Annotated in this window: 16 protein-coding genes and 1 pseudogene; 13 read left to right on the top strand and 4 right to left on the bottom strand. The window is 69.2% G+C overall.

Annotation, left to right across the window (positions count from 1 at the left end; genetic code table 11):
• Positions 1–256: 256 nt before the first annotated feature.
• Genes QCN29_RS17785 through QCN29_RS17770 form a run of 4 tightly spaced genes read left to right on the top strand, consistent with a single transcriptional unit; the run spans position 257 to position 4,858 of the window.
• Positions 257–838, top strand: a complete 582-nt coding sequence (locus tag QCN29_RS17785) for an LOG family protein (protein ID WP_279929190.1) — start codon at positions 257–259, stop codon at positions 836–838.
• On the top strand, positions 835–1,692 hold the full coding sequence (locus QCN29_RS17780) for a hypothetical protein (RefSeq protein ID WP_279929188.1): 858 nt from the start codon (positions 835–837) through the stop codon (positions 1,690–1,692). Before QCN29_RS17785 ends, QCN29_RS17780 begins: the two co-directional genes overlap by 4 nt.
• On the top strand, positions 1,689–3,260 hold the full coding sequence (locus QCN29_RS17775; protein WP_318036714.1) for an FAD-dependent monooxygenase: 1,572 nt from the start codon (positions 1,689–1,691) through the stop codon (positions 3,258–3,260). The genes QCN29_RS17780 and QCN29_RS17775 overlap by 4 nt, the downstream gene beginning before the upstream one ends.
• The gene (locus tag QCN29_RS17770) at positions 3,257–4,858 is read left to right on the top strand and encodes an MFS transporter (protein ID WP_279929187.1); all 1,602 of its coding nucleotides are present in this window, start codon (positions 3,257–3,259) and stop codon (positions 4,856–4,858) included. Before QCN29_RS17775 ends, QCN29_RS17770 begins: the two co-directional genes overlap by 4 nt.
• Here QCN29_RS17770 and QCN29_RS17765 read toward each other — a convergent pair.
• Positions 4,806–5,189 (bottom strand): hydroxyisourate hydrolase, encoded by a 384-nt coding sequence (locus QCN29_RS17765; protein WP_279929186.1) that lies wholly within the window; start codon positions 5,187–5,189, stop codon positions 4,806–4,808. The two genes, QCN29_RS17770 and QCN29_RS17765, sit on opposite strands and share 53 nt — an antisense overlap.
• Before the next feature lie 47 nt (positions 5,190–5,236).
• Here QCN29_RS17765 and pucL point away from each other — a divergent pair, with 47 nt between their 5' ends.
• Positions 5,237–6,172, top strand: coding sequence for a factor-independent urate hydroxylase (gene pucL / locus QCN29_RS17760; RefSeq protein ID WP_318036717.1), 936 nt, complete (start codon positions 5,237–5,239; stop codon positions 6,170–6,172).
• A 39-nt stretch (positions 6,173–6,211) separates the two neighbouring features.
• Here the strand turns inward: pucL and QCN29_RS17755 are convergent, their stop codons facing one another.
• Both QCN29_RS17755 and QCN29_RS17750 read right to left on the bottom strand, forming a co-directional pair.
• A complete protein-coding gene (locus QCN29_RS17755) occupies positions 6,212–7,462 on the bottom strand; it encodes a hypothetical protein (protein ID WP_279929183.1) in 1,251 nt (416 codons plus the stop codon).
• A 141-nt stretch (positions 7,463–7,603) separates the two neighbouring features.
• Positions 7,604–8,530 carry a hypothetical protein gene (locus tag QCN29_RS17750; protein ID WP_279929181.1) on the bottom strand — a complete coding sequence of 309 codons (927 nt, stop codon included), beginning with the start codon at positions 8,528–8,530 and terminating at the stop codon, positions 7,604–7,606.
• Positions 8,531–9,300: 770 nt separating this feature from the next.
• On the opposite strand from QCN29_RS17750, the gene QCN29_RS17745 reads away from it, so the two are divergent.
• The 7 genes and pseudogenes from QCN29_RS17745 to QCN29_RS17715 all read left to right on the top strand — a co-directional run.
• The gene (locus QCN29_RS17745; RefSeq protein ID WP_279929180.1) at positions 9,301–11,007 is read left to right on the top strand and encodes a S1 family peptidase; all 1,707 of its coding nucleotides are present in this window, start codon (positions 9,301–9,303) and stop codon (positions 11,005–11,007) included.
• 8 nt (positions 11,008–11,015) lie between these two features.
• Positions 11,016–13,151: a tetratricopeptide repeat protein gene (locus tag QCN29_RS17740; RefSeq protein WP_279929178.1), complete on the top strand. Its 2,136-nt coding sequence runs from the start codon at positions 11,016–11,018 to the stop codon at positions 13,149–13,151.
• A gap of 95 nt (positions 13,152–13,246) precedes the next feature.
• Positions 13,247–14,656, top strand: coding sequence for a vWA domain-containing protein (locus QCN29_RS17735; protein WP_279929177.1), 1,410 nt, complete (start codon positions 13,247–13,249; stop codon positions 14,654–14,656).
• Positions 14,653–15,537: a hypothetical protein gene (locus tag QCN29_RS17730; protein ID WP_279929174.1), complete on the top strand. Its 885-nt coding sequence runs from the start codon at positions 14,653–14,655 to the stop codon at positions 15,535–15,537. Before QCN29_RS17735 ends, QCN29_RS17730 begins: the two co-directional genes overlap by 4 nt.
• A complete protein-coding gene (locus tag QCN29_RS17725; protein ID WP_279929173.1) occupies positions 15,534–16,775 on the top strand; it encodes an ABC transporter substrate-binding protein in 1,242 nt (413 codons plus the stop codon). Before QCN29_RS17730 ends, QCN29_RS17725 begins: the two co-directional genes overlap by 4 nt.
• A 40-nt stretch (positions 16,776–16,815) precedes the next feature.
• The gene (locus QCN29_RS17720; RefSeq protein ID WP_279929172.1) at positions 16,816–17,160 is read left to right on the top strand and encodes a CU044_2847 family protein; all 345 of its coding nucleotides are present in this window, start codon (positions 16,816–16,818) and stop codon (positions 17,158–17,160) included.
• Positions 17,161–17,507: 347 nt separating this feature from the next.
• A pseudogene (locus QCN29_RS17715) lies at positions 17,508–18,006 on the top strand (Sir2 family NAD-dependent protein deacetylase); the annotation flags it as partial.
• Between the two features lie 133 nt (positions 18,007–18,139).
• Here QCN29_RS17715 and QCN29_RS17710 read toward each other — a convergent pair.
• Positions 18,140–20,347: a DUF1996 domain-containing protein gene (locus QCN29_RS17710; protein ID WP_279929171.1), complete on the bottom strand. Its 2,208-nt coding sequence runs from the start codon at positions 20,345–20,347 to the stop codon at positions 18,140–18,142.
• Positions 20,348–21,259: 912 nt separating this feature from the next.
• Here QCN29_RS17710 and QCN29_RS17705 point away from each other — a divergent pair.
• On the top strand, positions 21,260–22,036 hold the full coding sequence (locus QCN29_RS17705) for a hypothetical protein (protein ID WP_279929169.1): 777 nt from the start codon (positions 21,260–21,262) through the stop codon (positions 22,034–22,036).
• The last annotated feature ends 72 nt before the right edge of the window (positions 22,037–22,108 follow it).

Below are 22,108 nucleotides of genomic sequence, written 5' to 3'. Positions count from 1 at the left end.
GAGGGGCGGCCCGGGAAAGAGAACCCGGGCCGCCAATCCGCCCACTGCACCCACCCAAATCGCCCCTGAACAGGGAAAACTCCATAGTGCTGCTGGAGTATTAACAGAGCGCGAATCTTAGCGAGTCAGTCAGGTGCGCGACTGTTGGCCGGACGGCGGCTTGCGGCAGAGTCGTCCTCGCCTCAGGCACCGCGGATATCTGGATGTATGAGCCGGTATGTGCGGAAACTGCCGCCGCATACTCCTGGAGACGCGCATGCGAAGATCGGACATCAAGAGCATTTGCATTTTCTGCGGCTCGCTCGGCGAGAACAGCCGGATTTACGCGGAGGCGGCGAGGTCTGTCGCCCGGCTGCTTGCGGAGAAAAAGGTGACCCTCGTTTACGGGGGTGCCAGGACAGGTTTGATGGGAGTGCTCGCGGACGCGGCGCTGAGCGCGGGCGGGAAAGTCGTCGGGGTCATCCCCCAGGAGTTGATGGAATTCCGTAATCCGCGACTTACGCAGACCTTTGTCGTGAAGGACATGCATCAGCGCAAGGCGCAGATGGCGAGGATGGCCGACGCGTTCATCGCCCTTCCTGGCGGCCTGGGAACGATGGAGGAGCTCTTCGAGACATGGACCTGGAGCCAGTTGGGCATACACAGCAAGCCCTGCGGACTAATGAATGTCGCGGGCTTCTACGACAACCTGCTGGCTCAGGCGGAGACCATGCTCAGAGAAGGATTTGTTCTGCCCTGTTACCGGCAGATTCTCATCACCGGGGACGATCCGGAGGAACTTATGGAGAAGCTGCACTCTTTTGAGACCCCCTCTCCTAAGAGGGAGTGGGTGACATGACCGGCAGGGTGAAGGATCACTCCTACGGCAGGTCGGGAATCAGGATCTTCGCAGCCGTCACCGACGGGCCGGGCCGGGAGTTGACACGGGAGATATCGGCCACCGTCCGGCTTTCCGGGGGGCTGGGGGCGGTATTCGAGAGCGGTGACAACAGCGACCTGCTTCCCACGAGTTCGATGGATGTCGCCGTTTCCACCCTGTTCCAGGAATTCATGGACGCATCGCTGGAAGCGTTCGCGGAAGCCCTGGTCAGGCACTTCGCGAGTTCCTGTCCCGCCTCGCTGTGCTGCGAGGTGAACCTGGCGGAGAACCGTTGGGGTCAGCTTACCGTGGGCTCCAAGGCGCTTCCTCATCTCTTCGGAACTTCGCCCTCGGCCGCGCTGGTGGCGCACGCCCGGTCGAACGGGGCGGGAAACCCGGTGGTCTGGGGAGGCCGACGGGGGCTTGAGTTCTGCAAGACGACGGGAACCAGTTTCGGCGGTTTCCTCCGCGACCGGTTCACGGAGGCCATGGAATCCCCTGACCGTTTGGTGCGCGGACAGTTGGAGGTCCTGTGGGAGTACGGTGACGTCGCCGGCAGCACCTACGAGAAAACCGGTGACCAGGTCTTCGAGTGCGTCACCGAAGCCCTCGCCGCGTCGTCGGCGAACTCCGTACAGAATCTTCTCTACAAAACAGGCGAGGCGGTCCTCGACGACTGTCCGGCGATCGGAAGCGTCCGTCTTGCTTACCGGTCGCCCGATGTCACGGTGACGGATCCGACGCGCTTCGGTTCCACACCGCGCGGCCGAGTCCTGTCCGTGTCCCCGTCACCGGCGCACGACCTGGCCGTCCTGGTTCAGCGCGAGGGGTGACAGGAAGATTGCATGCGCCGAACTCACCCGTCTACGGGGGATCACATGGAAACCAGGACGGAAGGGAGCTTCCTCCACGCGTCCCGGTCGTGGTGGTGGGCGCCGGACCCAGCGGGCTATGTCTCGCCGCGGAGCTCGCGCTGGCCAAAGTGGACTGCGTCGTTCTGGAACGGCAGCCACGGCGGGCCGCCGAGACCCGAGCCATGGTGCTCCACTCCAGGACACTGGAGTACTTCGACATGCGAGGGTCCGTCCGCGGTTTCGTCGACGAGGGATTCCGCTACGACCGGTACCCGATCGGCAGCCCACGGGCCGACGTCGACCTGACCCGGCTGCCGTCGCGCCATGCCTGCGCCCTGGCGGTTCCTCAGTTCAGAACAGAGGCGTTTCTGGAGGCACGCGCCCTTTCCGCGGGCGTCCCCGTCGCCTACGGGGCGGAGGTGTCAGACATCGTGCCGTCGGCGGGGTGCGCGGTGGTCGCCGTGAAGCACGGCGTCAACGTACGTCACATCACCGCCGATTACGTGGTCGGCTGCGACGGCGCCCACAGTACGGTGCGGCAGCGGGCGGGGATCGCCTTTCCCGGCACGCGCTACTCCTCGTACGTCCTGTCCGCCGACGTCTTCCTGACGTCCCCGCCCCGTCCCGGGCCCTGGGCGTCCTTCAGCCGTGTAGGAATGATCATCCTCCTTCCGGCCGGCGGGGACATGTGGCGCGTCATCGTCTATGACTACCGGGACCGTTCGGACCGCCCCGGCGATTCGCTCACCCAGGACGTCGTCCGGTCCTTGATGCGACGGATCTGCGGGACGGACTTCGGCTGGCGGGGCGCCGAACGGTTCAGCCGCTACCGGTGCGAACGGCACCAGGTGGAGGAATACCGCCGGGGGCGTGTCCTGCTGGCCGGAGACGCGGCGCACATCCATCCGCCGACCGGGGGCAAGGGACTCAACACCGGAATCGCCGACGCCATGAACCTCGGCTGGAAGCTCGGGCGCGTGCTGAAGACCTCCGCTCCGGACGGATTGCTCGACTCCTACCAGGAGGAGCGTGGGGCCGACGCCACCCGCGTCCTGAGGTTCACGGACGTGCTGCTGAGGTTCAACACGGCACGGGGACTCGCCTGGCGTGGCCTGCGCAGGCTGGCTCTGGAAGCGGTGTTGCCCGCGCGTCCCGCTCAGAGGTTCCTCGCCGACGCCCTTTCTGGTCTGGGCACCACCTACCGTCGGCCACGGGAGCGTCCGCCCACGGGCGACCGCATCCCTGACATGGAGGTATGGGACGGCTCCGGGTCCACCCGTCTTTTCAAGACCCTCAGGTCCGGGAAGTTCGTCCTGCTCTCCTGCCGGGACAGGCCCAGCCGCCTGCTCCCCGATCCTTCGGCCACCAGCTCTGTGATCATGGTCCGGAGCGAGCAGGCGGGGAGCATGGCGGGAACGGAGGTCCTCGTCCGACCGGACGGCTATATCGCCTGGTCAGGGCGGGCACCGAACCCCTCACTGACCGCGGCGATGGCGCGCTGGGGAGCGGAAACGCCCATGTCCACCCGGGAACGCGGGTCGCGATGACGCCCCCCGGCCTGCCACCGGCCTCCCGATCCCCACGCGGGCAGACGGCAGCCTGTTATGCCGCCTTCCTGCCCGGCGCCTTGGTCATCGCCTCCACGGCGGCCGCGCTGCCGAGTATGTCGCAGGACCTGGGCATGAGCCATGGTCAGGTGCAGTGGGCGGCATCCAGCTACCCGGCCGTCGCCGGCTCCCTCCAACTGGGCGCGACGCGGTGCGCGGACCGTCTCGGCGCGCGCACGACCCTGGCCGCCGCTCTGACCGTTTTCGCCGTCGCCGCCCTCTGGGCCGCCGCTTCCGCCACGCCCTCGTCCCTTATCCTGGCACGGGCTTTTCAGGGAGTCGGCGGCTGCGTGCTCGCGCCGGTCAGCCTGGCGGTCCTCGCTTCGCCCGCCGCGCCCGCCGCCCGGCGTGCGCGTGGCGTGGGCGGGTGGGTCGCCACCGCCGCACTGGCGAACGCCCTGGGCCCTCTACTGGGAGGTCTCGTCACCGGCTGGTGGGGATGGCGTGTCCTGTCGCTCGTCCTCGCCGCTCAGGCCCTGATCGCCGTCGTACTTTGCTGCCGCGGCATCCCGGACGCCCGCAACCGCCATATCGGACTGGACAAGACAGGCATCACGCTCTGTGCGGTGATCACCGGGGCCACTCTGATCACGCTCATCGGTCCTGCCGGACCACCCGACGTCATCACCGCGACGTGCGGATCGGCCTTCATCGCGGGCGCCGGCGTTCTCCTGCTCCGCGTCGAAAGCAGGCGCCCCCACGCCGTGCTGGACATCGACGCGCTGCGAGACCCGGCCAGAAGAAGCCTGCTGATCAGCCTTGCCTCGATCTTCGCCTGCAACTCCGGCTTCATGTACTACAGCTTCATCTACTTGACGCAGCTTCACCGAACCGCCCCCCTACACGCGTCGTTCCCGCTTCTGGTGGCGACGGTCCCCGCCGCGATCACCGCACGAGCCGCGGCACGTCGGTCCCGGCACGGGCAAGGGCTCGCTGTGGCGGCGATCGGACTGGCGCTCATGGGGAGTGCTCTGCTGGCCATGCCGTTCGTCGGCCCGCCGTCCCCGATGTGGCCGGTGCCGTACGCCGGAATCGGGGCGGGGCTGGGGTTGGCGAACGGCGCGGCCATGGCCGACGTCACCCTGCGCGCCCCTCGGGCGATGGTGTCGCGCGCGACGGCCACGGCGGTCACCACAGCCATGCTGGGAGGCTCGCTCGGTCCCGCCCTCTCGGGCACGGTGATAGCTGCCCACGCACTCCACTGGCGTCACACGACACCGTCCGTCTCGGGCGACCCGACCATGCAGTCGCCGGCCGTTCTCCAGGCCGCAAGCGGAGGCGCGCCCCTCGACCCACGCGCCTACCCCCACACCGCGGTTGCGGCGGTGCAGCGGTGTCTTGACCAAGGCATCCACTGGGCCTTCGGGGTCCTGGGGCTTCTCGCGCTCTGCGTGGCACTGCTTTTGCTCAAAGTGCGGTCACGGGCGGCACCGGCTGTGCCGACGCTCGACCCGGCGGCGGCTGGGAGCTCGACGGAATATCCGCCTATCGAACGGGAGGATCGAACTCGACGTAGGTCTGAAACCCCTCCGGACTGAGAAGCACCGAGATGTGGTGCACATAGGAGGCCGCTCCGCTGTGAAAGGCCAGGGTGACAGGATCGTAGAAGCGGGGGCGGGTCAGAGGAGAGAAATAGGAGCCGACCTCCAGCCGTAACTGGTAATGGGACTGCTGCACCACCTCTGCATAGACCAACGCGCCATACCGGTCGGTCTCGCCCGAGGCCACGAGACGCCAGCCATCGGTTTCCAGCCGCGCTAGTCGGTACGCAAGTCCCGAAGCGGGTCCGCCCGCCTCCAGATCGGTTACCTTCACAACGATCTTCGGGAAATCGTCACCTGTTCCATCGGGTGAACGGTGAATGTTCATGGCTCCCCCGGAAACCCCTGGGCGGAATTCAGAGAAGCATATCTTCGATGGAGGTCGGTCATCAAGAGCCCGGAGCCCTCCCACAGTTCACTTCGCACCCCGCATCGCACACGCCAGAAGGGAAAAGCCAAATGGACATCGTCCTCAGTGAACATGGTTACGGCGAATCATCCATCCCCCTGATCCTCGTCAGCCGGTCGCGGCACACCGATCGCGTGCGACGCCTCAGCGTCGATGTCCGGCTGGCCGGCGGCATCCCGGAGGTCTTCACGGACGGAAGGAACGAGCACCTCCTCAGCACGAACGCCATCAGCAACGCCGTCTACGCGCTGAGCGCCGATCACGCGGACGCGGAGACGGAGGAGTTCGCGCTCGCGCTGTGCCGGCACTTCCTGGTGAGCAGCCCGTCGACGGAGTCCGTCGAAGTCACCGTGACCGCCACGGAGTTCGCCCCGATGGGACACGAGGAGAACTCGCCGAGGCACTCGTTCCGCTATATTCCGGCGCCCCGGGCGACCTCCCGCGCCGTCGGCCACAGAGGCGAAAATCCCTGCCTGTGGAGCGGAATGTCGGGTCTGGAACTCTTCAAGACCACCGGTTCCACGTTCACCGGGTTCCGGCAGGACAAGTACCTGACCATACAACCGTTCGCGGACAGGGTGTTTGGCGTCGAACTCACCGCTGAGTGGCAGTACCGCGACGCAGAACGGTTCGACGGCTCGTCCCGGGCCCGCGCACAGGAGGCGATCCACGAGGAGTTCGCCGCCCACATCAGCCGCTCCAGCCAGCACACGCTCCACCGGCTCGCCGAAGCCGTCATCGGCACGTGTGCCGAGGTCTGCCGTGTACGCATGGCAGGCGCCCACCTCACGCGAGGCCTCGTCGACCTGTCCCCCTTCCACGTCGACAACCCGGGAATCGTCTACACCGCAACGGAACATCAGACGAGCCCCCTGGCGATCGAAGTGACAGTCGGGGCCTGACACCCGAGAGGCGGGTGGCGCGGGACCGGCGCGCCCGCCTCACCGGGAGTCGCCCGATTTCCGGAGCAGTGAAGCCGCCAGCGGATTGTTGCGGTGCGGGTGCAGGCAGGCCCGCATGGCGAGGCAGGCGTCGTCGGCTCTCTTCGACCGAACATGGGGGTATTCCTCCAGAAACCGATGCCACGTGCCGCAGGCGGCCTCCAGATACCCGCGAGACAGCTGGAGTTCGGCATGCTTGTGAAGAATGAGCAGGCGAGACCGGCGCTCCATGGCGGACCGATTCCGTAACGCCTGGTCGAACGCCGCATCCGCCGCCGACCCGTCGCCCAGCAAAGTCGCGGCCTCTGCGCGCTGATGGAGGAGAGAGGAGGCGTGGTACACGCCTATCGCCGCTGAAGCGTCGGGATCCTTGTCCAGTTGCCGTTCGGCGTCCAGCAGGTGGGCCATGGCAAGGCGCTTTTCTCCCATGGCGGCCTCGGTGACCGCCTGCTGTCCGAGCAGGGCGGCCTTCAGACGGGGAGGAGTTCCCGCCCTGCCGCCCTCAAGGGCGGCCTCGGCAAGTATCAGGGCCTGGCGCCGATGGCCAAGCGTATGGGCCTGGACGCTCAGTCCGCGAAGATTCAACGCAGTCGCCTCGAGGTCGTCAGCGCACCGCGCCAGCCGCAGACCTGAGGCGTAATAGCGTTGGGCCGTACCGTGCTGTTGGTCGTCGAAGTGGGCGAACGCGCACAGGTAGCACAGTCTGGCCGCAAGGGACAGCACATGCTGGTTGACCGTCGCACCGGACGGCGCCTCGAGCCACGGCGCCACGGTGGTCGACAGATAGGACGACATCGCCCGGCGAACATGGCCGCCGCCGAATATCTGGTCTGCGGTCGAGAAGAGGTCGAGCATGGCCCTTCCGGACAGAACCTCCGCTCTGCCGATTCGCCTGCCTGTCGGCTTCTGCCGGGGTCGTTGTGTGATCCCCGGTGAGTCCTTGCCGATGTGCTCCAGGAGCGAAATGGAGTACACCCTGCCGGGATGGGCCTCGTGCGGCTCCGCGCGGACCGGGTCGCCCAGGACGACCAGGCCGCCGACAAGATCGTCCTGAGGCCCTGGTGAACGGGAACGGGGAAGGTCGCGGAACCCCGCCTCCTCGATCGTCACCACGCGACCGAGCCTGCGGGAGAAGGCTTCGGCGATCAGGTGAGGAACCGGCGGCCGTGGCTGGGTGCCGACGAGCCACTGCGCCACCGACGGCCGCTGGTAGTGCAGTGGGAGTCCCATTTCGGCGCCGAGCGCGTTCACCTCTCTCGCGAGGGCGTCGCCCGTCCACTTCGCCTCTGTGAGTAAGCTGCGCAGTCGCCCGTTGGGGGGTCGCATGCCCATGATGGCCTCGCTGGCAGACACGCTGGTTGCGGTGGGTCGATTCGGTCCAGGGCTCAGGGCTCAGGGCGCCGGCGCGGGCGGCACTGTCGGCGACGAGTCAGGCGGTCGCCATGCCATGTGAGGTAGGGCAGGGGGCGCGGGCGGCGACTGGCCCTCGGCGGGCCATAGAGCGTCGATCCTCGCCCGGCTCAGGTGTTCCGATGTGAAACGTCGGTGCACCACGTCCAAGGGGCCGAGCCCGGAGAGCACGTCCAAGAGGCGACGTACCGTCTCTCCGGTGGCAGGGGGCGCGATGACGATTCCGACGGTTGCGGCGTCCGCCAGCCGACTCGGGCGGACTTCCTCGGAATCGCGAATATGCGCCAACCGGCTGTTCTCCTGAGAGGCGAACTCCACGAATGTGTCATTCGCCCCTCCGAGAACGAGAACCCGGTCGCAGTCGTCGGTGAGTGTCCGAAAGCATCGCGCCCAGTCAGACTCGGTATAGCACCAGTGCCTCGGATGCTGTCCACGTAATCGCGGAAACCGCTGCCTGAGCACTTTGACCATGGCGGCGGCCACCTCAATCCGGATCCCCGGATCGACGACGAAATAGACGTTCTCCGCGTCACCGGCCTGAACCGTACGGGCCTCGTCGACCGACGACACCCGCGTGAGGGCGGCCGACCCGAGGTGCCCGGCAGGCAGGCCGGGCCGGCACAACAGCAGCACGTCGGACTTCCCACGTGAGCGGTGCACCAGCTCGGTGACGGCCTGACGTGCCAGCGGGCACCGCCCCCTGCCCGCGGTCACACAACATCGGTCCGCGTCCGCCAGCAGTGCGCGGCGGGTGCGCAGCACCCCGGACCATTCGGCGACCGCGGCCTTCGCCGCCCGCAGCGCAACCGGATCGCTTTCCGAGGCGGCAACCCCGATTCCGGTGACTCCGCCGCCATGTTCAAAGTACGACGCGGGTTCCGAGTACCACACGGGCCCGACGTACGACACGGCGAACAGGGTCGCCCTACGGGATTTCGGGCTCCCCGGGCCTGTGTCGGCCGGCACCGCTGCCAGACGTACGGACCACCCGGCCTCGCGGAGACTGGCCGCCACCGCGGCCGCAGCGGGACAGCGCACTGTTCCCCGAGTGGGGTGGACCCAGCGTGTCGCCACCAGGAGTTCGCCACGCCTGACATCAAAGGCCGTTAAAGCGCCGCGCTGCACCGACCTGTTCAACGTCCTATCACTCCTTCGCCACTCTATTCACTCCAGACTCCATCACCGAGACAATTGGAGGAATTTACTGAGAGGTTATTCCCCGCAGCCGCGCACGCTAACGTGCAACGTGCAGGCACTTGTTAAGTGCGCCCTGTTGTTAATACTCCAGCAGCACTTTGGAGTTGGGTGTAGATCTTCTGAGGGTGCTTCGTTGGGGTGACTCGCAGAGGTTCGGGATGTGGCTGGTCGTGTCGGCTTCCACCGTCGCCGAGGTCGAGCCCGCCGTAAGGGGTGAGGGTGCTGAGCGAGGGTGGGTGTGGTGTGCCGTCGTTGATGGAGGCGTTGGAGGCCAGGCGGGCCGAGGTGCCGGGTCAGGCCGAGCGGCTGTGTGAGCAGGTCGCTGGTCTGTCCGAGGAGTTGTCACGGGCCGAGAGTGATTCATCCGGTTGGCGTGCCGGCCAGCGCGCGGGCAGTCCCAAGGCCGCCGGCTCAACCGACAATGCCGTCCTTGGGTTTGGCAACTCGGCTCCGTGTGGTGCCCGTTGCCATAACGTGGGCCCATGGCGCTGCATCACCACAGTGACAGTCCGTGGCGGGTGAGGGTGGACGACGGGGACGGCACCCCCTGTGGCGCCGGTGTGCTGCTCGACGACCGCCATGTGCTCACCTGCGCGCATGTCGTGCGGTACGCCGGAGCAGGCCCCGAGGACGCCGCGCCGCATGTGCGGATCAGCAGCGTGGCGTGCCGCCCGGAGTGGACCCGTACCGCCCGCATCGCCCGGGGGACATGGGTGCACGAGAGGGGCACGCAGCGCGGTGACGTGGCGCTGCTCGAACTCGACGAGCCGGCCGGGTGCGGCACCCGGACGACGCTGTGGAAGGTGCCCATCTCCGGAGGCGCGGTGCGCGTGTACGGCTTCCCCCGGGCCGAGCCGTTCGGGATGGGCACGGACGCACAGCTCGCCGGGTCCGGGGGCAGGCAGGGCGAGTGGGGACTGCTGAAGCGGGTACGGCTGGGCGATCCGTGGATCGAGCGGGGGTATTCGGGCGCGGGGGTGATGGCGCTCGGCGGCGAGTTCGACGGACGTGTCATCGGCATCGTCGTGGCCGACTTCGTGGACGGTGACACGAAGGCGGCCTGGATGCTTCCCACCGAGACGGTGCTGACCTACCTGCCGCGGATCGAGGAGCTGGGGTTCGCCGAGGGCGACCCCACCGACCGGCTGGGCCCGTCGCACGACGAACCGGCCGGGGACGTGCTCGGCGACCCGTTGCGGCTCGCTCTGACGCAGGAGCTGACCCGGCTGCTCGACGGCGGGTGGTCGGGCACCGTCGTCGTCGGCACCGGCGGCACGACAGCGGTAGGCGACTCCTGGCTCGTCCGCCTCGTCCGCACGTCGGACCCGGCGGCCAGGGCCACCGTCTCCGACGCCGAACTCACCGGCACGCCCGGCAATACGGTCCTCGGTCTGGGTGCCATCGACGCAGCCTACGACGCACGCGGCAGATCGGCCGCGGACGTGTGCGGCTACCTCGCCCGCCGGTTCGGGCTCCCGGGCGGGGACGCCCGCTCGGTGGCGTGGCAGCTGCTGCGCCGCAGACCGCCGGCCTGCCTGGTGATCGGCGGCGTGGACCGGGCCCGGGACCCGCAGGTTCTCGCACGGGACCTGCTCCGGCCGCTGGCCGAACGGGCCCGGTCGCGGGGCCTGCAGCTGGTTCTGGGCTTCGAGGGCGTGCCCCCGGAGGATCTCACCCGTGACGTCTCCCTCGACCCGGAGCCGATCCGCGGATCCGCCGTCGCAGGCGTCACCGCCACCGTCGTCCAGCAGGCGCTCGGCCAGCTCGCGGCCGAGGAGGACTCCGCGGACGCACTGGAACGGGAGTGGGGCGTTCGGTTCTTCGCCGCGCCGAGGATGCCGCCGCGAGCAGCGCCCCGTCTGCGGGTGCGACTGGCAGTCGCGCGGGCGACGGAGCCCGGTCCGGAGCTCACCGCGGTCCACGACCGGGCCATCGCGGCCCGCGCCGCCGTCGCCGGCTTCGACCGTGATCTGCGCCGGCTGGTGGGAGCCCACCAGGACCTCCGCACGACCCTGGAACTGCATCGCGTACGGGCCTCCCGGTACTTCGGCGAAGAGGACCGCCGGCTCGCCGAGCTCCATGCCCCCGCAGCCCGCGCGCTGCACACCGTGCCGATCGATCTGACGGCCGCGCGCCGCTTGGTGGGACGGTACGTCGACGAGGTCAATCGCCGTATCGAGGAGGAGTGACGGTGCACATGTGCAACCGGCCGGACTGCGGCCGTGGAGAGATCGACGGGCAGAACTTCTGCGGCGCGTGCGACCGGGAGCCGCTGGCCCAGGACCACGCCACCGCGGCGGTTGCCGTACCGCAGCCGGTTCGGGGCGTCGGCATCGGCGTGACGTCCGTACGGCCGGACCCCTGGTACGGCCTCGGCCTCGTCGACTCCGCCCCCGGCCCCAGCCCCGGCCCCGACGCACCGGACCTGCCGCCGCCGTCGGCGGACCCCCTCGCCGAGGAACACCGCTACTGCGCCGCCTGCGGGCAGCCGGTCGGCCGCGGCCGCGACGGCGCACCGGGCCGCACGGAGGGGTACTGCGCGGCGTGCGGCCACTGGTTCGACTTCGCACGGCCCCACGGCCTCACCATCGCCGACCGCTACGACGTCGAAGGCGTCCTCGGCTCGGGGGCGTTCGGCGCCGCCTACCTCGCCCACGACCGCAATCTCGCCACCCACGTCGTCCTCAAGGCCCTCAACCGGTCCGTCGCCAAGACCGCCCTGCACGAACGGGACGTCCTGATCGGGCTCCGGCACGACAGCATCGTGCGCATCCTGGGCTTCGAGGACGAGGGACCGCACCTCGTCCTGGAGTACGTCCCGGGTGTCCCTTTGGCGGCCGTTGACGGAGACCGGCCGGAGACTCTGCTCGCGCACGGCGTCCGCATCCTCCAGGCGCTCGACTACCTTCACGCCCGGGGCCTGCTGCACTGCGACGTCAAACCGCTGAACATCGTGCGCTTCCGGGAACAGAGCCCGTCGGGCGCGCAGGACCGGGTGCGGCTCATCGACTTCGGCGCGGTCCGCCGTCAGCGGGAAGAGGGCCCGATCGTGGCGTACACCACGGCGTACGCACCGCCGCCGGGCGACCCCGAACGCCTCTGCCCGACGCCGGGCTTCGACCTCTACTGCCTGGGCGTGACCCTGTTGGAGGTGTGCCGCGCCCGCTGGACGGACCGCTCGGCGCCGGGCATCGACTCGCTGAATCTGCTGCTGGAGCGGGCCACAGACACCGAGCGGCCCTGGCGGCGGTTCGTGTCGGCGCGGCAGTTCGGCGAACAGCTCAGCGGGGTCATCCGGCAAGTCGTGGCGGCGCCTCCGGCATCTCGTCAGGTGGCACGCCCGTCCGCCCTGTTCGGCTCGATGACCGAGCCGCTGCACGGTGGGCTCGGGGCGGCACGGCCGATGGACCACTGGGTCCGGGCGCGGCCCGGCGAGGACGCGACGCTGACCATGCAGGCGCCGTTCGCGTCGCCCCCGCCCGGCGACATCATCGATGCGCTCCCGGCCCCGCTGTCCGATCCGGACGCCCCGGACGTGGCGGGCTCGACGAGGCGCGCCCTGGCCGAGAGCCGGAGCGCCCTGCGCAAACGCTCCCCGGACTTCGCGGAGCGGGCGCTGGCGGCGGCGGGGCTGCCGGACTGGCACTGGCTGCATGCCTGGTACTCCGGCCTGATCGCACTGGCCCGCGAGGACGCGCGGTCGGCCACGTCGGCCTTCACCACCGTGCGCACGTCCGTTCCCGGCGAGTTGGTACCGCAGCTCGCCCTCGGCCTGTGCGCCGAGCTGCAGGGGGACCTCGCCGCCGCCCGCTCGCACTACGGCGCGGTCTTCGACACAACCCCCGCGCTCGGAGCGGCCGGCTTTGGGCTGGCCCGGATCCATCTGCTGGCCGGCGAGCGGACGAGGGCGGTGGGCACCGCCGTACGGCTGGCGCAGGAGTTCCGCTACGAACGGGAGGCGCAGGTGGCGGCCGTGCGCCTCAGCGTCATGCCCCTGGGCGGGCCGGCCCACCCGGCACCGACGGTCGACGACCGGGAGCGTGCCGAGGCGGGCCTGGCGGACCTCGACGTGGACCGGGCCGCGGAGGCGGCACTGCGCGCCGAGATCCGGTACGCGGACTTCCTGCACGACCGGGACCGTGAGCGGTTGTCGTACGCAATCCGCGAGCTGGGCCCGCACGCGTCCACCGAACCCGAGTACGTCGCACTGGTGGATCTGGCGAACCGGCTGCGCCCCCCGCTCCGGTGGAGACGGGCGGGGCGACGCGGAGGAACGGGTCGTTCCCGCCGCGGAGGAGCCGCCGGAACGCTAAGCTCTCGATACGCTGAGTAGACTATTCATCACAATCCGACAGTGATGCGCGGCAACGCAATCGGGGGGTGCTGGTGGGGGACAAGCCATTCTGGGGACTCAGGTTTGCGTTGGAGGTGGACGCAGTCCCGGAACTCACCTACGACGAGCAACGCGCGGACGCCCTCGTCACCGTCACGGGACGCTCCACCACAGACGCGTCCCATGACGTACCGGGGGCCGAAGTCCTGATCATGGACCGGTCGTTGTCCATGAACGGCGGCAAGCTGGACGAGGCGAAGCGCGCGATGTGCGCGGCCATCGACACCCTGCGGGACGGCACGTATCTGGGCATCGTCGCGGGCAACCACAAGGCCGACGTGATCTTCCCCGCCGACGGCGGCCTGGCCCGGGTCGACGCCACGGCGCGGGAGGACGCCAAGCTGCGAGTCATCGGCCAACCGGCCGAGGGCGGCACGGCGATGGGCCAGTGGCTGACGTGCGCCCGAGAGCTGTTCGCTTCGGCGGCCCCTGGTGCGGTGCGCCACGCCGTGCTCTACACGGACGGCAAGGACGAGCACGAGACCGAGGGCGAACTCGCCGAGATCCTCACGAGCTGCGTGGACCGTTTCGTCTGCGACGCACGCGGACTGGGCGACGACTGGCACTACGCCGAACTGCTGCGCATCACCGAGGCGCTGCACGGCACCGCCGAGGCGGTCCTCACCATCACCGACCTCACCGAGGACTTCAGCCGTCTCATGCGTCAGGCGCAGCGCATCCTCGTGCCCCGCGTCTATCTGGGCCTGCGGCTCAATCACCGGTTCCAGCTCGCCTTCGTCCGCCAGACACGCCCGGTCGAGGCCGAACTGACAGTCCGTCCGCACGGCGACGAGATCCACGTCCCACTGGGCTCCTGGTCCCCGGAAACCCGGCAGTACCAGGTATCCCTCCACTTCGACCCGCACACCCTCACTCCCGACGAGAAGCTGCGTGCCGCCCGCATCACCCTGCACGCCGAAAGACCCGACGGCACGCGCCTGCCATGCTCCGATGCGGCGGCCATGGTCGTACGGCGTCTCTCGACACCCGGCTTCGGTATCCCCCGCTCGGCCAACCTCACCCGGGTCGAGAACGAACGCGAACTCGGCATGGCGATGCGCGCCTGCGCCGACGCACATCTGCGCGGCGACCTGCCCCGCGCCGACGACGAACTGCGCCTCGCGACCGGCCTCGCGGAGGACCTCCAGGATCTCCCGCGCCTCCAACTGCTGCGCACCGTGGCGGCCACCGGACCCGACGGCCGGCTGCGGGTGCGGCGCGATGTCTCCCGGGCGCAGATCCAGAAGATCGGGGTCGACTCCACGAAGACGGCGGGGCCGCCTGTGGAGGCGGCCGAACGCCCGGTGGGCAACGGCCCCTCGCAGGCACGCGTCTGCCCCCGGTGCAGTACGGCGGCGGTGTCCGTCGCAGCGAAGTACTGCGAGGAGTGCCGGTATCGGTTCGAGGAGTCAGGGGCCAACGACGGCCCAGTGGATGCCCGGTGAGCGGAGTGTGGAGGTCCTTGCCGGCCCGGCTCAGGGCGGCTCACCCCGTCGTGGTGCTGCGGTGGCTCAGGACGGGTGTGCTGGTGACGGTGGCCATGACGGCGCTGCTGTACGTGGTGGTGTCGACGCAGGCGGGGAACCAGGTGGCCGCAGCCGAGCGCACGGACGCGGCCATCAAAGACATATTTGACGCACAGGTCGCGGCCGGGAAGGCGGACGATGCGCTCAAGGGCGTAGCCGAGACCCAGGCGGAGGACCTGATCGGCACCAGCGTGCAGTTCACCAACGCCACCGCTCGCGTGAGCAGCCTGCTCACCTCGGCGACCGAGGGCAATGCCGCAGGACGGCTGGGGCTGAGCCACATCCAGTTCGTCCAAGGGCAGTTGACCACCTGTGTGCAACGTGCCAACAGGGCGGTGCGCGACGAGTCCGGCATGGACGTGGCACGCCAGGAGCTGAACCGGGAGCGGGAGAAGGCCGGTGACAACGACAACGTGACGTTCACGGGCGGCCTGATGGCATCACTCGAAGATCTGGAGGAACTTCAGCAGCAGGCCGTAGACGAGCAGCGTGCGTCACACTGGCTGAACCCTGTCCTTTTCTGGCCCCTGCTCATCGGTCCAGCGGTCGTCATGCTGGTACTCGTGTGGGCGAGCGGTCGCATCATCGCCCGGCACTACCGCCAGTACCCCAGCCCGGCCCTCGCCCTCGCATGGCTGGCTACCGCGGTGGTCGGCATCGCCACCGGCGTTCTGTGCTCGCTCGACCGGGCGCCGGACGCCGCCATGGCGGTCATGCTGCCCCTGCTCGCCGCGGCCGGCGCCCTCGCCTATCTCGCCTATCGTCCCCGGCTCGCCGAGTACAGATTCCCACGCTCATGAGAAGAACGACAGCCGCCCTCGTGCGCTGCATCCTTGTCCTCACACTGCTCCTGGCGGCGGCCGGGTGCGATGCGCCGGTCCGACGGGTGACGATCATGGTGCCCTGGTCCGGCAACGAGTTCCAGGCGTTCTACGCGGTCATCCAGAAGTTCGAGAACGACCGCCACGTCAAGGTCGACGTGCAGGTCAGCCGAGATCTCACCCAGCAGCTCGACGCGGCGGTCGGCGCGAACGCGCCTCCGGACCTGGCGGTGCTGTCGAGCGTCGCCGCGGTGCACTTCTACGCGGGCAAGCACCTCAGAGCCCTGGACATCGACACGAGCTCGTTCGTCCAGCCGTTCCGCGGGCTGGGCATGAAGGGGGAGAAGGTCTACGCGGTCCCCGTCAAGGCCGACATCAAGAGCCTCGTCTGGCACGGCCCCGGCATCGCCGGGCCACTGCCGAAGGGCTGGTCCGGCTTCCGGGACCGTCCCGAGCGGTGGTGTCTGGGCCTGGAGTCCGGCCCGACCTCCGGCTGGCCCGGTGCCGACTGGATCGCGGACATCCTGCTGGCCGACAAACAGGGCGTCCGCAAGTACAAGGACTGGCTCTCCGGCGATACGAAATGGAAGTCGCTTTCGGTGCAGAACGCGTGGAAAACCTGGCGGGGCCTGGTGGAGGAGAGCCTCGTCGGTGCCTCCAAGCTCCCGTTCCTCAAGGCCACCGGCGGCATGATGAGGCCTTCTCCGACGTGTTCCCTCAGCCACGGTGCACTGTCCGCGATGGCCTTCGAACAGGACGATGTGAAAGCCGGCAGATACCGGCATGTGGAGCCCTTGCAGAACGCGCTCCAGGTCTCCGCGGACTACATCGGCAAGTTCACGAAGGACGACGACCCGAACAACGCGAGCGCCGATCAGCTGATCTCATACCTCGCGAGCGAGAAGGCCCAGCAGGCCTGGGTCGATGCGTCCACGAGCTACGCGCTGTCCGCCCGCAAGGACGTGACGGACTATGCGAACAGCAACACGCAGCAGGAACTTGCCGAGATCCTCCGCTCGGACGCCACCCTCTGTTTCACGGCTGCCGACGCGATGGACCCGGATGTATCGGCCGCCTTCTACCGCGCCGTCCTGGACTACGCGCAGGGCGACGTGAAGGACCCGGAGGAGCTGCTGAATTCCCTCGACAACGTGCAGTCAAAGATGGGCCATTCACCCCAGTCCCTGACCGCGAAACTCTGCGCCACCCCGACCTGACCCCATCACCCCGCCCCGACGTCTCTGTCCAGGAGCCCCCATGCCGGACGCAATCCAGTTCACCCTCTCCGACGGCACGGTCGTCCTCGTCGCCCCGCCGGCCCGAGCCGGCACCGGCGCCGTCGGACTCGGCACACGTCTGGAGAGTGCGGCGACATCACTGCGCGAGGCACTCGCGCCGGTCACCGCAGCCGCGTCCGAGGTGATCGGTGGCTTCCGGTCCCTGGCCGAGCGGCCCGACGAGGTGGAGGTCACCTTCGGAGTCGTGCTGGACGGCAAGCTGGGCGCCGTCCTGGCCAGCGCAAACGCCGGTGCCCATCTCGACGTCGCCCTTCGCTGGAGCGGCGGGGGCGCCACGCCTGCGGCCCCTGGCACCGCGCCCTGACCGCGCGCCGAGAGTGACCTGGTCTCCTTGGCGGATGTGCTGGCCTTCAGGCCGGGGAAGAATCGAAGCTCCCACGGAGCGGGCAGGGGCCGTAGAGCCCAGCCTGGATCAACGTGTCACCCGGTGATTCCGAAGCCGGTGACGGACGGGTGGCTTTGTGCATGTTCACCGACAGCATCTGTCGATGAGTTGGGGAGGCGGTCCGGGGTCGAGGAGCCGGGAGATGTTCGTCAGTTTTGAAGGCAGCAGCCGGTTGCCGTGAGCGTCCGGCCGTTGTCAGTGCCTGCTGGCCGGATCGCCGCCATGACACCGTTGCTTCTCACCAACATCGAGCGAGCCGTTCGCAGCAGCTGGAGCGGTCCGGGGTGCCGGTGCGGGGGCTCACGCAGAACGTGGGCGGGCTGCACCAGCGGGCCGGGATGCCGGCCCGCAAGGTGCTGGAACTGCACGGAACGGTGCACGGCGTGGTGTGCACGCGGTGCCATGCCCGCAGTCCGATGGAGGACCCCTCGCCCGGGTCGAGCCGGGCGAGGAGGACCCTCCGTGCCTGGAGTGCGGAGGCATCCTGAAGTCGGCGACCGTGATGTTCGACGAGCGGCTCGACCCGGTCGTCCTGAGTGGGGCGATGGCGATCGCCAAGGCGTGCCAGATTTTCGTCGTCCTCGGCACCAGCCTCCAGGTCCAGCCCGCGGCGGGGCCGGCGGGAGTGGCCGCCGATCACGGTGCATGGCTCGTCGTCGTGACGCTGAGCCGACGCCGTACGACGCCGTCGCCGACGAGGTGATCCTGGAACCGATCGGCTCCGCACTGCCGAAGCTGCTGAGCGGCCTGGGTGGTCGGCGCTGACGGCCGACGGGTGCCGGGCCGGCGTCGGCCGGCGGACTCCGCGCCGGCCGGCTCGGCGGTGAGCGAGACCGCCCGTACCTGCCGGGGCAGGTACGGGCGGTCTCGCTCGTGAACTCTTGCTGGTGACGTCACCTCACACGGAGCGGCGCCGCCGTTTGGCGAGGAGGAGCACCGCACCGGCGAGCATGAGCGCCCCGCCGATCATGGCTGGCCACAGGGTCGTGCCGGTCTCGGCCAGGTCACCCGCGACCGTCTGCGTTTCGGTCTGCGGCTCCGTGGACGGAGCACCCCCACCGGCGGGCGAAGCGACCGGCGAGGCTTCGGGGTCGGCCGCACCGGTGACCTGGCTGTCGTCCGAGCCGTTCCGGGATGCCTCTGTGGGCTCTTCCCCCTGGTCGGCCGAGGAGGGAGCCTCGTCCTGGTACTCGGCCGAGGAGGGAGCCTTGTCCTTCTGCTCGGCCGAGGAGGGCGCCTCGTCCTGGTGCTCGGCCGAGGAGGGAGCCTCGTCCTGGTGCTCGGCCGACAAGGGCGCCTCGTCCTGGTACTCGGCCGACAAGGGCGCCTCGTCCTGGTACTCGGCCGGGGAGGGCGTGCTGTCCTTCTGCTCGGCCGACAAGGGCGCCTTGTCCACCTCTCCGGCCGGGGAGGACGCCTTGTCCGCCTCGGGCGCCGCGCTGTGGTCCGTGGTCGGGCCCTCGCGCGCCGGTTCGGCCGCCCGCGTGCTGGGCGTTGCCTGCGGCGGGTTCATGTTTCCGGAGGTGTCGTGGTTCATGCCGCCCTTGCCGTTCCCGGACCCGGCGCCCGCGTCAACGGTCGCCGTGGGCTTGTCCTGTGGCTGTTCCGCGGCTCCGGTGCCGCACTGCCGACCGCCGTTGATGCAGTCGACCACCTTGTTCATCAGGTTGCCGTCCATGACGCTGATGAAGTCGTCGTGGTCGGTGATCGCCTTGTGCAACTCGGTCTGGAACCCGTCGACCGCGAACGGGTTCTTCACCTGGCCGTTCTCGATGGTCGGCGTCGGAACGTCGTACACCAGCCGCATCGTCAGCTGCGGAATCGCCTTGAAGCCGTTCTGGCAGTTGCCCTCGGCGTCGGCGAAGGCGACGTGCGAGCGGTGGTTGGCGCTGTCGATGTTCCGGCCGTCCCAGCAGCTCTGGAAGGCGAACGAGCGGACCACGCCGCTGCCCTGGGGACACAGCGGGTACTTGTCCGTGAGCTGGACCTTGTCCTCGAACCCGGTGCAGCTCCAGTGCGCGTTGGCATTCGCCGTGCCGTTGCTGAAGGCCTTGGCGTCACCGGTGATGATGCGCAGGAACTTCGGCATCGCGACGACCTTGCTCGTCGGGCTGCCCACGTACGTGATCTCGGCCGTCCTCGCCTTGAGGATCCTGCCCGCGTTGCCCTCCGCGCCGCCGCCGAGCTTGTTGTCGTCGAACTCCTTGGTGCCGTCCTGCAGACGCAGGACCGGCCAGTAGTAGGCCGACTTGTCGCCCTTCTCCGAGCAGGTGGTGGCGGCGTTGGCCAGGTCCTGGTCCTTGGAGAAGGCGTTGACGTCCTGGTTGCCCACATAGTCGTGCGTGTGGCGCGCGCCGTTGTTCACACCGGGGGCCACGATCAGGTTGTCGGTGTTGAAGTTGTTGTTCTCGTTGACACCGCAGGAGACGCTGAACGTGCCGGTCGAGGCACTGCCGTTGGCCCGCGGCGCCGACTGGACGTTGGGCTGGACCTTGGTGATGTCCACGAAGTCGTCCGCCACCGGACCGTTGCCGACCTGACCGCCGATGTTCGGCTGCCCGCCGTTGTCGTTCTGCCCCTGCTCACCGCCGGGCTGCTGGTCGCCGTTGTTCTGGCCGGCATCGGCCTGCACCTGGTCGGCGGCCACCGCGGTGCAGTTCGCGAGTTCCTTCAGCGAGTCGTCGAAGGTACCGCCGACACGCTCGATGCCCATCCGTATCCTGTCGATCACCGCCGTCCGCTTGTCCTTCAGCGGACCGAGGATCGCGTTCTGCACGAACGACGTGTCACCCGCCTGCGCCTTGCGCGTGGACGTCAGCCTCGCATAGGCCTCGTTGACCTGCTTGTCGAGGTTCGCCAGCTCCATGTCGACGCCGGCCCGCGCCTTGTCCGGCACGTCCGCCAACTGCTGCCCGACATCAGGGCACTTGATGGTCGCGATCTGGGCGGCAGCAGACTTCGTCCGGTTCTGCCCGGAGTCGTTGGACTCGTGCGCCGAGGCGTAGAAGTTCGCCGCTACCAGCCCCCCTCCGCCCATGATCAGCGCGACCGATGCGAAGGTCGCGCGCCGTGCGCCTGTAGGGCGTCTGCGTGCGTTGCGTCTCACGAAAGTACTCCTACGCGTCGTGCTGCCCGGGAATGACGGTCAAAGTGAAGACCTTCCATCTCCTACGCAGACGACCCCGGCTGCATTCAAACACCCCACGAATTCGCAGCAGTTTCGTTGCTCGCTGCAGGACGGGGGCGCACCGCGGTGCGGGTGGGAGCAGGGGAAAAGGGGCGGGCCGACCGGTGGCGCCCGCGGCGGCAAACCCGGCGTCCCGCCCGCCCACGACGTGTGACTCCGTGGTTCCCACCCCCGCGGCCCCATCGCCCCTGGCGGTGGGGTGCGCGGCGGAGCGACTCGTGACGTACGCCTGCCACAGGGGTGGTCCGGAGACCCGCCACGCCCGCGGCGGATGCGATCAGGGGTGACGGCGTGGGCCTCGTCGGGCGCCGCCCGATCGGTGCCGAGAGCCCCGCCTTCAGGTGTTCTCTACTCCTGGGTCACTCATGTCCCCGGTGTAGTGCGTGGTGTCGGGTAGCCGACAGGCCTGCCCGGGCTGCTGTTCCCGCGACAGTCGCCCCGTGTCACCCCGGTTGCGGAGCTGGGGGGAGCAGCCCGTCTCACCCCCATGCCGCGCGCGTGGCTTCTGCGGCGCAGTAATGTTCAGCTGTCGATGCCGGCTACCCGGCAGGTGAGTGAACCGGCAGGATGCTGAGCTTGCTCTCCATGGGCTTCGCTGACGACGCCTTCGTCGCGGCGCGATGAAGGTCGCCCGATGGCGTGCGACTGAACTTCGGGGTTGTGCTTGCGCGGAGTTCGTCGGCGAAGGCTTCCGCGCCACCCTTTCCTCTCTCCCGCGGCGGCGGACGACTGCAGCGGCTCGCGGCTCCCTTCGCAGCACGCCCGTCCGGGACCGACTCGGGAACCTCCGTGGACGACAGGCCTACGGGACCACTCCTTTAGGCTCCGCCCGTGGACCCTGTCACCCTCGCCTGCGCTGTCGTGCCCCTCACCGCCTTGCTGTACGCGCTGCACGGCCTGCGCCGCCGACGCGGCCGGGCAGATGCCGAGCGCCGCGCCGCCGCGCTCGCCACCGACCCCTACCGTGCGGCCGCCGGCCGCCGCTGGGCCGAGGACGACACACAGGCCGCCGCAGCCCGGCTTCTGCTCGACGGGCTCGCCACCGTCAACCACCGAGGCAACCTGAGCCTCACCCGGTCCGGCGCGGACCCCGCGCGCACCGCGGGACACCCGCTGCCGGATGCCCTGCTTGCCGCGCTGCGCCGCCGCACCGTGCCCGCCACTCTCGGCAGAATCGAACTCGGCGACACGGCCTTCCGTGCCGCCAGGCAGGATTTCCACGCGGCGTGGAGAGCCGACCTTCCTCGATCGCGCCCGGACAGCGGCTGCTTCACCGCCGCCGGGGCGCTGCTGCTAATCGGGGAGACGGCGTTCACCGTCACTGCGCTGCTCGACACCGCACCTCGCGGCCCGTTCCAGTGGGTTGCGGCCGCCGCCACCGGCCTCGCCCTGCTCCTGCAGCTCACCTGGCTCAACCGGTACGGCCGCAAGGACCCTCCGGTCGCCGGAAACGCATCATCCCCTGCCGAAAGGCCGGCCCTGCACCCGGCACTTGTCGAACTGGCCTCGCGGGACCCTCGGAGCCGGGACCGGCTGGGAGCCGGCAGGCGCCGGACCCGCGGTCGGCGGTCGCACAGCCGCGGAACCCGTTCAAGCCCGGGCACCTGACCCAGGGTCTTCGAAGTCGGGAAGTGGCTGGGGGCTTCTGGTATCGAAGAAGCGCGCCGTGGTGAAGCAGCA

Source organism: Streptomyces chengmaiensis (genome assembly GCF_029846775.1).
GTDB classification, from domain to species: Bacteria; Actinomycetota; Actinomycetes; order Streptomycetales; family Streptomycetaceae; genus Streptomyces; species Streptomyces chengmaiensis.
Note: the sequence above shows the minus strand (reverse complement) of the source record. Positions and strands in the feature narration are given on the sequence as shown.

Excerpts from the sequence above, each read along its gene's own strand:
- QCN29_RS17740 (WP_279929178.1), top strand. The coding sequence starts at position 11,016 with ATGTGCAACCGGCCGGACTGCGGCCGTGGAGAGATCGACGGGCAGAAC.
- QCN29_RS17780 (WP_279929188.1), top strand. The coding sequence starts at position 835 with ATGACCGGCAGGGTGAAGGATCACTCCTACGGCAGGTCGGGAATCAGG.
- QCN29_RS17770 (WP_279929187.1), top strand. The coding sequence starts at position 3,257 with ATGACGCCCCCCGGCCTGCCACCGGCCTCCCGATCCCCACGCGGGCAG.
- pucL (WP_318036717.1), top strand. The coding sequence starts at position 5,237 with ATGGAGGTCGGTCATCAAGAGCCCGGAGCCCTCCCACAGTTCACTTCG.
- QCN29_RS17785 (WP_279929190.1), top strand. The coding sequence starts at position 257 with ATGCGAAGATCGGACATCAAGAGCATTTGCATTTTCTGCGGCTCGCTC.
- QCN29_RS17720 (WP_279929172.1), top strand. The coding sequence starts at position 16,816 with ATGCCGGACGCAATCCAGTTCACCCTCTCCGACGGCACGGTCGTCCTC.
- QCN29_RS17745 (WP_279929180.1), top strand. The coding sequence starts at position 9,301 with ATGGCGCTGCATCACCACAGTGACAGTCCGTGGCGGGTGAGGGTGGAC.
- QCN29_RS17725 (WP_279929173.1), top strand. The coding sequence starts at position 15,534 with ATGAGAAGAACGACAGCCGCCCTCGTGCGCTGCATCCTTGTCCTCACA.
- QCN29_RS17765 (WP_279929186.1), bottom strand. The coding sequence starts at position 5,189 with ATGAACATTCACCGTTCACCCGATGGAACAGGTGACGATTTCCCGAAG.